Here is a 13,709-nt window from a genome sequence, read left to right as displayed (position 1 = left end):
AAAATAGCAAAGGAGACTTTAATCATGGAAGTTATTGCAACAACAAATGCACCCAAAGCTTTAGGTCCTTATTCTCAAGCTGTATTGGCAGGTTCTATTCTGTTTGTATCCGGTCAGATTGCTATCAATCCGGAAACAGGTGAAATGGTTCAAAGCTCTATCGAAGCTGAAACTCAGCAGGTTTTAGACAATATTGAGGCTATCCTGACGGAAGCACGCTTCAGATTCATGGATGTTGTAAAAACTACTATTTTTGTAGATGACATCAAGAATTTTGATGCTATTAATGCTGTTTATGCAAAAACCTTTAAGATTGAGCCGCCGGCACGCTCCTTTGTACAGGTAGCAGCTCTGCCTAAAGGCGCTCATGTAGAAATTGAAGTTATTGCCCGCCGCTAATTAACTGCTGCAAAGCAATTTTTGACTATGTCCGGTGATTGCCGTAAAATTTTTTATAAAAATTAAATTTTCCTATTGACGCAGTGCCGGGAATATAGTATAATACTATTCGTCGCCAAGCTATTCAGCTTGGAAACAAGATGGTGGCTGTGGTGAAGTGGTTAACACGGCGGATTGTGGCTCCGTTACGCGTGGGTTCGACTCCCACCAGTCACCCCACCTTTTCAGATTTGGATGAATCTGAATAACCACTAATAAGCTTGGGGCGTAGCCAAGTCGGTAAGGCACGGGACTTTGACTCCCGCATGCGTTGGTTCGAGTCCAGCCGCCCCAGCCAATGATCCACTAGCTCAGTTGGTAGAGCACCTGACTTTTAATCAGGGTGTCCCGAGTTCGAGTCTCGGGTGGATCACCACGAATTTAAGGCCGTTCTTCGAAAGAAGGACGGCTTTTTGTTTACATGGACAGTTGCCATAGATGTTCTTGTTATGATATAATATTCTATATGCGAGTGTGGCGGAACTGGCAGACGCACTAGACTTAGGATCTAGCGCCTTTCGGCGTGCAGGTTCGATTCCTGTCACTCGCACCAACTTTATAAATCAGGCTCACGTGGAATTTGCTGCGTGAGCTTTTTGATTATTTGGTCCAACTGTTAAACAAAAGAATGCTGTTGGAGGTTTTACTGCTCACGTAGTAATAGCTACGTGGGCTTTTTTGTACACTGAAATCTGTAATAGTGTTTACACTAATAAGCTGCAATCGAAAAATAATTTGCAAATATTACACTTTCTGTTGACAAAAAAACTGCTTGCTGAAATAATAAAAAAACACTGATTAGATGATGCCGGCAAGCCTGACAGATTTGTAAGAGCATCAGAACTGTAGACATGTTATTGCAGGAGGGAAAGATATGGAGCAGATTTTATCGATTGTTGTACGTAATCAGCCTGGCGTACTGATGCGTGTAGCAGGTATGTTTTCACGCCGTGGCTTCAATATTGACAGCTTGGCTGTAGGCACGACGCAAAACCCGGAGTTCTCACGTATGACAGTGACGATGGAGGCTGACGAGCCGACCATTATCCAAGTTACCAAACAGCTGGCGAAGCTGGTTGAGGTAGAGCGTGTCAAGGTACTGCCTCCTAAATCCAGTGCTACCCGCAGTATGATTCTGGTTAAGGTAAAGGCCGGTAATAAACGTCCGGAGCTGCTGCAGCTGGCGGAAGTGTTCCGTGCGCATGCAGTGGATGTAACCGGTGAGTCATTGATATTTGTTGCTACAGGTGATGAAGGCAAGCTGCGGGCTTTTGTTGATGTCATGCGCCCGTACGGCGTAACCGAAATGGTGCAGACCGGCCTTGTTGCTTTAGAGCGCGGCGATACGTCATTGGCTGTGGAAAAATCGCGTTTTGAATGGCCGCCTTTGGATGATGGGCATGCGGCAATATAAGAGAGATAGATTTGCGGAAGGAAGTGAGCATATGCAGTTAAGCGGCGCAGAGATTATGTGCAGAATACTGGCAGAAGAAGGGGTAACAACGGTTTTCGGATATCCCGGGGGTGCGATTCTCCCTTTTTATGATGCATTGCGGCAAAGTCCGATACAACACATATTAACGGCGCATGAGCAGGGTGCTGCGCATGCGGCAGACGGCTTTGCGCGTGCTTCAGGTAAGGTGGGCGTGTGTATAGCTACATCAGGTCCCGGTGCAACCAACCTGGTCACAGGCCTGGCAACGGCATTTTTGGATTCCGTACCGGTGGTGGCCATTACAGGTCAGGTAAACAGGGCGCTTATCGGCCATGACGCGTTCCAGGAGGTAGATATCACCGGTATTACAATGCCTATTACCAAGCATAATTTTTTAGTTAAAAAGCCGGAAAACCTGGCGCAGACATTGCGTCTTGCCTTCCAGCTGGCGCGTGAAGGACGCCCTGGACCGGTGTTGGTAGATGTGCCGCGCGATGTGCAGACGGCGCTGATAGATTTTGAGGAAGCCCGTTTGGCGGAGTTGCAGCCGTTGGAGCCTGATGCTGAACGTGTGGCAGCGGCTGCAGCGGCTATCAATAAGGCACAGCGTCCGGTAATGCTGGTCGGCGGTGGCGTTATCAATGCCAATGCAGAATATGATGCCATGCATTTGTGTGAAAAGCTGCATATTCCGGTTGTCAGCACGTTGATGGGGCTTGGTGCGATTAGTGCCTACAGACAGCTGTTTTTGGGAATGACAGGCCTGCATGGACATGAACGTGCCAATAATGCCGTTAAGGAAGCCGACCTGATTTTGGCTGTTGGCAGCCGCTTTAATGACCGCGTTACAGGCGAGCGCAGCAGCTATAGTGCCAACAAGCTTATTATCCATTTGGATATCGACCCTGCTGAGGTAGATAAAAATATTGATTCGGGCATAGGAATCACTGGAGATATGGTGGCAACGCTGAATGCGTTGGAAAAGGCAGCGCAGCCGCACGATTTGAGCTCGTGGTGGGACAAAATAAACTCCTGGCCGGGGATGGACGATGATTTTGGAAATGAGGAGGCGCCCAAGTTTTTTAAAGCATTGAATCCGGTGCTCAAGGACAAGGATTATATTATTACTACGGACGTAGGCCAGCATCAGATGTGGGCAGCGCAGCATTTGAAGATACAGTTTGCCCGCCAGTGGCTGACAAGCGGCGGATTGGGAACGATGGGATTCGGTCTGCCTGCTGCGTTGGGCGCACAGCTGGCGCGTCCGCAGAGCCGTGTCATCAGTATAAGCGGTGACGGCGGCTTTAAGATGACAGGCAGCGAGCTTTTTACTATTGCAAGCAATAATGTGCCTGTTATCGCTATAGTGTTCAATAATAGCGGACTGGGAATGATACGCCAGCTGCAGACGGTGCAGTTTGCCAAACGCTTTACGTCCTGCGAGCTGCCGGGCTATGTTGACTTTGTAAAATATGCTGCTGCCTTCGGAATTGAAGGTGAGCATGCGGATACGCCGGAGGCTTTGGCTCAGGCAGTGACCAAGGCGTGGGAATGCAGGAAGCCTTATCTTATAGAGGTTTGCATTAATCCTAAAAATATGGTGCTCCCGATGGTAGCTCCGGGACTGGGAATTAATGATTTTGTAAAATTCGCTAACGATGAGATAAACTGAATTGGCTAAGATTTTGCTTAGTTACTCTTAAAACTCTTGCTGAAACAGGTTAAAAATGTTACGATAAAGGGACAGAAGAAAATATCATCTGTCCTTTTATTTTTTTATGCTTTGGAGAAGAAAATGGGAAATTTATCACAAACTTCTGCTCCGGTGTACGAGGCACTGGAGCGTTTTCGTAAAAAACGCGTTGTACCATTTGATGTACCAGGTCATAAGCGCGGTCGTGGCAACCCGGAGCTTCGCGAGCTGCTGGGAGAAAAATGCGTAAACCTGGATGTCAATTCCATGAAGCCTCTTGATAATCTCTGCCATCCTGTTTCGGTAATCCGTGACGCAGAGGAGCTGGCAGCGGAGGCCTTCGGTGCGGCACACGCATTCTTTATGGTAGGAGGTACGACCTCGTCCGTGCAAAGCATGGTGTTGTCCTCCTGCAAGGCAGGCGATAAAATTATCCTGCCGCGCAATGTACACAAAAGTGTGATTAACGCGCTGGTGCTTAATGGCGCGATTCCGGTTTATATCAATCCGCAGGTTGACAGTAAGCTGGGAATTTCTCTGGGGATGGAGATCGGCGAGGTAGCTAAGGCGATTAAGGCAAATCCCGATGCTACGGCAGTGCTCGTAAACAATCCTACTTATTATGGTATCTGTTCGGATTTGCGTTCTATCGTCAAGCTGGCGCATGAGCATAACATGCTTTGCCTGGTAGATGAGGCACACGGTACACATTTTTATTTCGGAAAAAATATGCCTGTTAATGCGATGGCGGCCGGCGCTGACATGGCATCTGTTTCCATGCACAAATCAGGCGGCAGCCTGACGCAGAGCAGCCTTTTGCTGACGGGCCCGAATGTTAACTGGGAGTATGTAAGCCAGATTATTAATCTGACGCAGACTACCAGTGCTTCGTATCTTCTGCTTTCCAGCTTGGATATTTCCCGCCGTAACCTGTATATGCGCGGTGAGGCATCCTTCGGCAAAGTGCAGGAGATGGCGGAATATGCCCGTGAGGAAATCAATTCTATCGGCGGCTTTTATGCTTACGGACGCGAGCTGAAAAACGGCAGCAGTATTTATGATTTTGATGTTACCAAGCTTTCGGTCTATACGCGTGATATTGGTCTTGCAGGCATCGAGGTTTATGATTTGCTGCGCGATGAATATGATATCCAGATTGAGTTCGGTGATATCGCCAATATTCTTGCTTATATTTCTATCGGTGACCGTATTCAGGATATTGAACGTCTTGTAGGTGCTTTGGCGGATATCAAGCGCCTGTATTCCAAGGATCCGTCGCAAATGCTCAATACCGAATATATCGCGCCTAAGGTTGTTGTTTCGCCGCAGAAGGCTTTTTATGCCAAGGACGAATCTTTGCCTATACGCGAAACTGCGGGACGCATCTGCAGTGAGTTTGTAATGTGCTACCCGCCGGGAATTCCTATTTTGGCGCCGGGTGAGGTTATTACCAAGGATATTATCGATTATATTATTTACGCTAAGGAAAAGGGTTGCTCCATGCAGGGACCTGAAGATCCGGATGTTAATAATATCAATGTACTAGTATAAAGGACGTGATTAAATGGAGCTATGGTTTTCTGACTATCATACAGAAGATGTGAAGCTGGATATCAAAATCGAAAAGCAGCTTTTCGGTGCGGATACGGATTTCCAAAGAATAGACGTTTTTGAATCCAAGGAATTCGGTCGCTTTATCAGCTGTGACGGTACCATAGTCTTTTCGGAAAAGGACGAATTTGTTTATGACGAAATGATTGTCCATGTGCCTATGGCAGTGCATCCGCATGTGCGCAAGGTACTGGTAATCGGCGGCGGCGACGGCGGTGTAGCGCGCGAGCTGACGCATTATGATGAAATAGAGGAAATCGACGTAGTAGAAACGGACCATGTTTTTATCGATGTCTGCCGTGACTATTTTCCAGACAACGCCTGCGGTCTTGATGACCCGCGCGTAACTGTTTTCAACGCTAACGGTCTGCGTTTTTTGCGTACTAAGGTTGATGAATACGATCTGATTATCAGTGATGCTATTGATCCCTTAGGTCATGCAGCGGGCCTGTTTACCAAGGAATTTTATGGTAACTGTTTCCGCGCACTCAAAGAGGACGGCATCATGGTTTATCAGCATGGCAGTCCCTTCTACGATGAGGATGAGGAAACCTGCCGAGCAATGCACCGCAAGGCCAGCCACAGCTTCCCTATCAGCCGTGTATATCAGGCGCATATTCCAACCTGTCCTTCCGGCTACTGGCTGTTTGGCTTTGCTTCTAAGAAATATCATCCGCTGAAGGATTTTGATGCCAAGAAGTGGCTGGAGCGTGGTATTAAAACATGGTATTATTCCGAGCATCTGCATAAGGGAGCGTTTATGCTGCCGAAGTATGTGGAAGATATGCTGGAAGAAGAAGAAAAATAATTGATTTAAATTTATGAACAGGAGATGATTTGAATTATGAGTAAATTATTAGTAATCGGCTGCGGCGGTGTTGCCGGCGTAGCTATCGCAAAATGCTGCCAAAACAGTGATGTTTTCACCGAGCTGTGTATTGCCAGCCGTACGAAGTCCAAATGTGACGCAGTTAAGGAAAAGCTGCAGCCCACGACCTCTACTGTGATTACTACAGCACAGGTTGACGCTGACAGCAAGGAACAGCTTGTACAGCTGATTAAGGCTTACCAGCCAGACGCAGTGCTGAATGTTGCTCTGCCTTATCAGGACCTGACTATTATGGATGCCTGCCTGGAATGCAAGGTTGATTACATCGATACCGCTAACTATGAGCCGGAAAACATTGACGATCCTGCATGGCGTGCAGTTTATGACAAGCGCTGCAAGGAAGAGGGCTTCTCTGCTTACTTCGATTATTCCTGGCAATGGGCTTATAAAGAAAAATTTGAGCAGGCCGGCATCATGGCTCTGCTCGGCACCGGCTTTGACCCCGGTGTTACCAGTGTTTTCTCTGCTTATGCACTGAAGCATTATTTTGATGAAATCGAAACTATTGATATTCTGGACTGCAACGGCGGCGACCACGGTTATCCGTTTGCTACCAACTTCAACCCCGAAATTAACCTGCGTGAGGTTTCTGCTCCCGGCTCCTATTGGGAAAACGGCCATTGGGTAGAAATCCCGGCTATGGCTATCAAACGCGAGTATGATTTCCCTGAGGTAGGCATGAAGGATATGTATCTGCTGCACCATGAGGAAATTGAATCTCTGGCGAAGAATATTCCCGGCGTAAAACGCATCCGCTTCTTCATGACCTTCGGTCAAAGCTATCTGACACATATGAAGTGCCTGGAGAACGTTGGCATGCTGTCCACCAAGCCGATTAACTATGAAGGCAAGGAGATCGTTCCTATTCAGTTCCTCAAAGCACTGCTGCCGGATCCTGCTTCCCTCGGTCCTCGCACCGTAGGCAAAACCAACATCGGCTGTATCTTCACCGGTACCAAAGATGGCAAGAAAAAGACCATTTATATTTATAATGTCTGCGACCATCAGGAATGCTACAAAGAGGTCGGCTCTCAGGCTATCAGCTACACCACCGGCGTTCCTGCAATGATCGGTACTGCTCTGGTTATTACTAAGCAATGGCAGGGCAAAGGCGTATTCAATGTGGAAGAATTCGATCCGGATCCGTACATGGATATGCTGAATAAGTTCGGCCTGCCTTGGGTTGTTGACGAAAACCCGGCTACGGTAGAATAAGATGACGGACGCCAAGAAAACTGTGATGCCGGCATATGTTGTCGACAAGGCTGAGGGTGCTTCCCGTCTGGCTGATTTGCAGAAGAATTTGCGCGCAGAGCGTGAGGAGGCGGCGCTGAAGGCGCTGCCGACTCCCTGCTATGTGGTTGATGAGGCTAAGCTGCTGAATAATCTGCGCCTTTTACAGCGTGTGCAGCATGAAAGCGGTGCGCATATTCTGCTGGCACAGAAATGCTTTTCTATGTTCCGCCTGTATCCGCTGATGGGCGAATATTTGGCAGGCACGACGGCAAGCGGCATTTATGAAGCGCGCCTCGGTCATGAGGAGATGGGCAAGGAGAACCATGTTTTTGCACCTGCTTTTAAGGAGCAGGATATGCAGGAGCTGGTGCAAATCTGCGACCATATCATTTTCAACAGCTTTGCGCAGTTTGAAAAGCATAAGGCTGTCTGCGCTCAGGCCGGTGTGAGCGTGGGTATCCGCGTAAACCCGGAATGCTCGACGCAAGAGGGTGAGCATGCAATTTATGACCCCTGTGCCTATGGCTCACGTCTGGGCGTAACGCTGGCAAACTTTCCGGAGGATTTGCCGCCGGAAATCGAAGGCCTGCATTTCCATACGCTGTGTGAGCAGAACTCTGATGATCTGCTGACGACATGGAAGGCGTTCGAAGCGAAGTTCAGCAAGTACTTTAAGCAACTTAAATGGCTGAATCTGGGCGGCGGGCATCATATTACGCGCAGTGATTATGATGTGGAAGCGCTGATTGATTTAGTGAAATATATTCGTAATACCTATCATGTTGAGGTATATCTGGAGCCAGGTGAGGCTGTGGCGCTCAATGCCGGCTATCTTGTGACCGAGGTGTTGGATATTGTGCATAACGGTCTGGATATTCTTATCCTTGATGCCTCGGCTGCCTGCCATATGCCTGACGTGCTGGAGATGCCTTACCGTCCGCCTCTGCGCGGCGGTTATGAGGCTGACGAAAAGCAATATAAATACCGTTTATCCTCGATGACCTGTCTGGCCGGTGACGTGATTGGCGATTACAGCTTTGACAAGGAAATCAAGGTTGGCGATAAGCTGATTTTTGAGGATATGGCGATTTATTCCATGGTTAAAAATAATACCTTTAACGGCATTCCGCTGCCTGATATTGTGCTGCTGCACAAGGACGGTACTACGGAGCTGGTGCGCCGTTTCGGTTATGAAGATTTTAAAGGACGTTTGTCATGATGTTAGAGAAAAACTTTACTCCCGCTGCTGACGGCTTTCACATGCCCGGCGAATACGAATCGCATGACGGCTGCATTATCGTGTGGCCGCAGCGTCCGGGCTCCTGGAGCTTTGGCGCAGTGGCGGCCTGCGAAGCGTTTACGGCTGTGATTAAGGCGATTGCGGCGAGCGAAAAGGTTTATGTTATCTGCGGTGCTAAGCACTTTGCTGTGGCGCAGAAATATCTTGCAGGTGTCGCCAATGTTGAGCTGGTTGCTATGGAAACGGATGACAGCTGGGCGCGTGACATCGGCCCGACTTTTGTTGTGCGCGACGGCGCACAGGGACGCGAGCTGCGCGGTGTGAACTGGCGCTTCAATGCCTGGGGCGGCGAGGTAGACGGCCTGTATCCCGATTATGAGCAGGACGATGCTTTTGCGGAAAAGTTTGCGGAGCATTATGGTACTGCCCTGTATGATGCTGTTCCCTTCGTGCTGGAGGGCGGTTCTATTCACTGCGACGGCGAGGGTACGGCATTGGTGACGGAGGCCTGCCTGCTGAGTGCAGGACGCAATCCTGACCTGTCGAAGGAGCAGATTGAACAAAAGCTTAAGACTTACCTGGGCGTGGAAAAGGTTTTGTGGATTCCGCGCGGTATTTATAACGATGAAACCAACGAGCATGTAGATAATGTGTGTGCATTTATACGTCCGGGTGAAGTAATTCTGGCTTGGACCGATAACGAGGCTGATCCGCAGTATGCTTTGAGCAAGGCAAGCCTGGATGCTTTGGAGCAGCTGACGGATGCTAAGGGGCGCAAAATCATCGTGCATAAGCTGCCTGTTCCTGCGGTGCCGGTGTGCATCACAGAAGACGAGGTAGCAGGCTTCGACTTTGTTGAAGGCGAGGATATGCGCGAAGCAGGTGAACGTCTGGCAGCTTCGTATGTAAACTTTTATTTCAGTAATGACAGTGTTGTAGTGCCTGCCTTTGGCGGTGAGAATGCGGGCAGCGATGCGCTGGCGGCGGAAATTCTTGCCAAGCTCTGTCCGGAGCGTAAGGTAGTGCAGATACCGGCGCGGGCAATTTTGACCGGTGGCGGCAATATTCACTGCATTACACAGCAAATTCCGAAGGGAGTGTGCTTATGAGCAAGGTAAAGGTGGCAGCAGTGCAGATGCGCTGTGCGCCGACCGTAGAAGAAAATTTGCAGCACGCTGAAGCGCTGGTACGCGAAGCTGCAGCGAACGGTGCGCAGATTATTCTGCTGCCGGAGCTGTGGGAGCGTCCGTATTTCTGCCAGCAGCGTCGCTATGATTTCTATCAGTATGCACTGCCTACGGAAGAAAATCCTGCGGTGCAGATGGGCAAGCGTTTGGCAAAGGAGCTGAATATCGTTCTGCCTATCAGCTTCTTTGAGCGTGATGTCAACGAATTATATAATTCCATCGCCTGCATTGATGCTGACGGTGAGATTTTAGGCGTTTATCGCAAAACACATATTCCTGACGATCATTTTTATCAGGAAAAATTTTACTTTAAACCGGGTAACAGCGGCTTTACGGTTTTCAATACCAAGTATGGCCGTGTCGGTATCGGTATCTGTTGGGACCAATGGTTCCCTGAGACAGCACGTTGCCTGGCGCTGAACGGAGCAGAGCTTTTGTTCTATCCGACGGCGATTGGCTCCGAGCCTATCTTAGACTGCGACAGCATGCCGCATTGGCGCCGTGTTATGCAAGGCCATAGCGCAGCCAATCTGATGCCTGTGGTAGCAGCAAACCGCATCGGTCTGGAAACTGTGGAGCCCTGCGAAGGCAATGCAGGCCAGCAGTCCTCACTGCTGTTCTACGGCTCTTCCTTTATGACCGACGGTACCGGTGCGCTTGTGCAGGACGCATCGCGTGATCAGGAAGAGATTCTTTATGCGGAGTATGACTTGGCAGCCTTGGCTGAGGACAGACTGAGCTGGGGATTGTTCCGCGATCGCAGACCGGAATGCTACGGTAAAATTGCCGGTAAGTAAATATTGAAACTATAATAAAAAATCACAATCGGTTATATATGTAACCGGTTGTGATTTTTGCTTTATCCGATATTGAGCTCGTGCTTGAGAGCATCCTGTAAAATTTTGGAGAAGTTCAGCTTTTTGGCAATCGCCGCATCATTTAACCATTTGGGGATGGTGAGAGTTTTTTTGACTGCTTTGGTAAAGTGCTCTTTGGCATATGCTTCTACATCAACACTTACTATATTAACAAAGGCTTCTGCGTAATCGCTATATTCTTCGTTAACGTCAATAGTGTTTAATTCAGATGGTTCCGGAACAGCTTCATTGCTGAGCTTTGCTTCGTAAAGAAAGCCGGCAAGGCAGTCTGTTGCCATTTTCATAGCATCTTGTAAATCCGTACCACAGGTTGCGAGGTGGTTAAGGTCAGGAAAAATTACGGTGTATTGTCCGTCTTTTTCTTTATAAAAGCACGCAGGATACATTGATAACATAAAATCACCCTTTCTGAAAATCTAAACCGGCTTGTTTGAAAATAGCTTTAACTGTGCCTATGGGAATATCTCCCTTATGGTTAGGAACAGTTACTTTATTAGGTTGGCGTGGATGTACGTAATAAAAGTGGGAGCCTCTGGTAGAATATAATGTCCAACCGGCTTTTTTCAGTAGCTTTTCCAGTTCTTTAAATTTCATGATATTGCTCCTTTCATAATTGTATCATTTAACACGTATAAAAACAATACGTATTGATGATGCTATTAAAAAAGGAGTATTGCAGTTGGTACTACAATACTCCTAAGAGAACGACAACAGTATTAAATTTGTATGTTAGACTTATTATATCATAGAAAATATGGTTAGAGGTATATTTGCAAAAATTTCATAAGATGTTTGGATTAATGATGATAAAATTTTGACTATCTCATCTTCCCGCTTTATCATCAGGCAGATACGTAATCGTTATGCCATAGATAATGATGGTGCAGATTACCAGACAGATAGCCAGTGGTATGAGTAGCCTCAGCCAGGGAATTTCCTGCTGCAGATACTTGCGGCAGTAGCGCCAGAAGCAGATAAGCGTAAAGAGGTTGAAGATGCTGCCTAGAATGAGCATTGTCCAGACGCTTTTGGCAAGCGGCAGGTAGGAAAGGCTGAGATTGATGGCTGCGAGCACAGGCATAGCGGTCATGGTGTTATAGATTTTGCCGTCTGCTATGGCAAAGCTGGCGGTGAGAACGACGCTGCCTAAAATCAGCGGCAGCAATGAGGCATATATGAGAGTGGTACTGCTAAAACTATATTGCTGTAGCCTGTTGCGCCAGAGAAAACGCCCGAAGAGCTTGTAAAGAATAAATGCATAAAGTGTTGTCAAAATAGCGCTGGCAAGAGTATCCATGCCGCCGAAGCCGATGAAAGCAACAAGAAAATGAATTACAAAAAAGCCCAATGCCCCCAAAAAGAAGAAGAGCTGATTATAGAGCCAGTACCAAAAGGCTAATGGCAGAAAAGTACGCATGGCAGAACCTCCTCACATAATGTATTAAGCAAATTTATTGGTCACTTTTATTATAATATGATTGAGAGGAAAATGCTATGCTTTTGCCTCTTTGGGTAAAATTAGCTTGAAATTTTGCTGAGAATATAAAAAGTCCGATTCGTCTGTGATGACAAATCGGACTTTTTTATGTGGCTAATTTTTTAGGCTTATACAATTATTCCTCAACGTAGTTGTTGGCTTTATCATAAAGCGCAGCAACCTCTTTGGAAGGACCGCCGCTGAGCAGGGAAACAATGACACCTGCTACAAGGCTGGCAAAAAAGCCGGGGATAATTTCGTAGATGCCGGTGGAGGCTGCCATAGTCAGGTACCAGCCGATATCGACAACAGCACCGACGATGATGCAGGCTACCGCACCCTGGAAGGTGAAGCCGCGCCAGAAAAGGCTGAGCATGATAGCAGAACCGAAGGCTGCACCGAATACGCCCCAGGCGTTGGCAACAAGCTCCATAATGCTGCCTGCACGCGGAGAATCGGCAATAAGCAGAGCAACGAAGGAGATAACGAGTACGACGATGCGGCCTGCCCAAAGCATTTCCTTGTCACCGGACTGGTATTTGCGGATTACAGGCTTATAAACGTCGCTGGCAAAGGCAGAAGCGGAAGCGAGCAGCTGACTGGAAGCAGTACTCATGGAAGCTGCCAATACGCCGGAGAGCAGGATACCGCTCATCAGAGCCGGGAAAATGCTGCGAACCATGGCGATGAATACCAGAGAGTTTTGGTTGATGTTTTCATCCATGCCCAGATACATACGGCCAACAACGCCTACCATAGTAGCGAAGAAGCAGATGAGGGCGGTCCAGCTGATAGCGATAACAGCGGATTTCTTCATTTCCTTTTGAGATTTGAGGGACATGAAGCGGATGATGATATGCGGCATACCGAAGTAGCCCAGGCCCCAGCCGAAGCCGGAGATGATATCAGAGGTTTTGGCAACCGGATTCCAGTAATCGGGAGGAATGCCGGCAACAGCCTGCGGATTGATTAAGGATACTGCGAAGATAGGTGCAATCAGGAGAGAACCTAAAATCATCAGGCCCTGATAGAAGTCGGTCCAGCAAACGGCAGAAAAGCCACCCAAGAAGGTGTAGCCGATGATGATGAAGGCTGCCACATACATGGTGTAGGTCTGGTCAATACCGATAACAGTGTTGAACAGAGTACCGCAAGCCTTGATGCTGGAAGCGGAATAAATAGTGTAGGCAATGAGGAAGACGATTGCACAGATTACCTGCAGCACGTGGGACTTAGATAAAAAGCGGTTGCTGAGGTACTGCGGAATAGTGATGGCATCGTTGGCCACAATGGAAAAACGGCGCAGGCGCGGTGCCTGAAAAATCCAGCTTAAGGAATAGCCGGTGAGCAGGCCGATACTGATCCAGGCCTGACCGAGGCCGAGAGCGTAGATAGATGTCGGCAAGCCCATGAGCACCCAGGCGCTCATATCAGAAGCACCGGCAGAAAGAGCGGTTACCCACGGTCCCATCTGACGGCCGCCGAGGAAGTAGGTCTTTTCACCACCCTGACGATTTTTATAGAAGAACCAGATACCGATTGATAGCATGAATAGCAGGTAGATAATGAAGACTACCATTTCTGTATAATTCACAAACACCCCTCCAAAATTTAAGAATAGATAA

General features: G+C 48.0%; 13 protein-coding genes and 4 tRNA genes. 13 read left to right on the top strand and 4 right to left on the bottom strand.

The window, feature by feature from the left end:
* Positions 1-21: 21 nt before the first annotated feature.
* The 13 genes from Q0612_RS03260 (at position 22) to aguB (ending at position 10,526) form a co-directional block, all read left to right on the top strand.
* Positions 22-399, top strand: coding sequence for a RidA family protein (locus Q0612_RS03260; RefSeq protein WP_040564457.1), 378 nt, complete (start codon positions 22-24; stop codon positions 397-399).
* A gap of 143 nt (positions 400-542) precedes the next feature.
* A tRNA-His gene (locus Q0612_RS03255) sits at positions 543-618 on the top strand.
* Positions 619-660: 42 nt separating this feature from the next.
* Positions 661-736 (top strand) — tRNA-Gln (locus Q0612_RS03250).
* A 2-nt stretch (positions 737-738) separates the two neighbouring features.
* Positions 739-814 (top strand) — tRNA-Lys (locus Q0612_RS03245).
* Positions 815-906: 92 nt separating this feature from the next.
* A tRNA-Leu gene (locus tag Q0612_RS03240) sits at positions 907-991 on the top strand.
* A gap of 321 nt (positions 992-1,312) precedes the next feature.
* Positions 1,313-1,852 carry an acetolactate synthase small subunit gene (gene ilvN / locus Q0612_RS03235; RefSeq protein ID WP_021720421.1) on the top strand — a complete coding sequence of 180 codons (540 nt, stop codon included), beginning with the start codon at positions 1,313-1,315 and terminating at the stop codon, positions 1,850-1,852.
* Between the two features lie 31 nt (positions 1,853-1,883).
* A complete protein-coding gene (gene ilvB, locus Q0612_RS03230; protein WP_298880687.1) occupies positions 1,884-3,545 on the top strand; it encodes a biosynthetic-type acetolactate synthase large subunit in 1,662 nt (553 codons plus the stop codon).
* 123 nt (positions 3,546-3,668) lie between these two features.
* Positions 3,669-5,117, top strand: coding sequence for an aminotransferase class I/II-fold pyridoxal phosphate-dependent enzyme (locus tag Q0612_RS03225; protein WP_021720419.1), 1,449 nt, complete (start codon positions 3,669-3,671; stop codon positions 5,115-5,117).
* A 13-nt stretch (positions 5,118-5,130) separates the two neighbouring features.
* A complete protein-coding gene (gene speE / locus Q0612_RS03220) occupies positions 5,131-5,985 on the top strand; it encodes a polyamine aminopropyltransferase (RefSeq protein ID WP_293389766.1) in 855 nt (284 codons plus the stop codon).
* A gap of 36 nt (positions 5,986-6,021) precedes the next feature.
* Positions 6,022-7,281 carry a saccharopine dehydrogenase family protein gene (locus Q0612_RS03215; protein ID WP_009144909.1) on the top strand — a complete coding sequence of 420 codons (1,260 nt, stop codon included), beginning with the start codon at positions 6,022-6,024 and terminating at the stop codon, positions 7,279-7,281.
* 1 nt (position 7,282) lies between these two features.
* On the top strand, positions 7,283-8,521 hold the full coding sequence (nspC, locus tag Q0612_RS03210) for a carboxynorspermidine decarboxylase (RefSeq protein ID WP_298880679.1): 1,239 nt from the start codon (positions 7,283-7,285) through the stop codon (positions 8,519-8,521).
* Entirely contained in the window at positions 8,521-9,651 is a 1,131-nt protein-coding gene (gene aguA / locus Q0612_RS03205) for an agmatine deiminase (RefSeq protein ID WP_367181687.1), read from the top strand. Before nspC ends, aguA begins: the two co-directional genes overlap by 1 nt.
* Complete coding sequence (gene aguB, locus Q0612_RS03200; RefSeq protein ID WP_293389777.1) at positions 9,648-10,526, top strand: N-carbamoylputrescine amidase; 879 nt, start codon at positions 9,648-9,650, stop codon at positions 10,524-10,526. Before aguA ends, aguB begins: the two co-directional genes overlap by 4 nt.
* Before the next feature lie 62 nt (positions 10,527-10,588).
* Here the strand turns inward: aguB and Q0612_RS03195 are convergent, their stop codons facing one another.
* The 4 genes from Q0612_RS03195 to Q0612_RS03180 all read right to left on the bottom strand — a co-directional run bounded on the left by Q0612_RS03195 (position 10,589) and on the right by Q0612_RS03180 (position 13,678).
* Positions 10,589-11,002, bottom strand: a complete 414-nt coding sequence (locus Q0612_RS03195; RefSeq protein WP_246869418.1) for a type II toxin-antitoxin system HicB family antitoxin — start codon at positions 11,000-11,002, stop codon at positions 10,589-10,591.
* A gap of 4 nt (positions 11,003-11,006) precedes the next feature.
* Positions 11,007-11,201: a type II toxin-antitoxin system HicA family toxin gene (locus tag Q0612_RS03190; RefSeq protein ID WP_009144914.1), complete on the bottom strand. Its 195-nt coding sequence runs from the start codon at positions 11,199-11,201 to the stop codon at positions 11,007-11,009.
* A gap of 229 nt (positions 11,202-11,430) precedes the next feature.
* A complete protein-coding gene (locus Q0612_RS03185; RefSeq protein WP_298880666.1) occupies positions 11,431-12,024 on the bottom strand; it encodes a hypothetical protein in 594 nt (197 codons plus the stop codon).
* 196 nt (positions 12,025-12,220) lie between these two features.
* Positions 12,221-13,678, bottom strand: a complete 1,458-nt coding sequence (locus Q0612_RS03180; RefSeq protein WP_298880663.1) for a sodium/proline symporter — start codon at positions 13,676-13,678, stop codon at positions 12,221-12,223.
* Positions 13,679-13,709 lie beyond the last annotated feature (31 nt).

The sequence above is a fragment of the uncultured Phascolarctobacterium sp. genome (assembly GCF_937920985.1).
GTDB lineage: Bacteria > Bacillota > Negativicutes > Acidaminococcales > Acidaminococcaceae > Phascolarctobacterium_A.
This window is presented reverse-complemented; position numbering and strand designations above follow the sequence as displayed.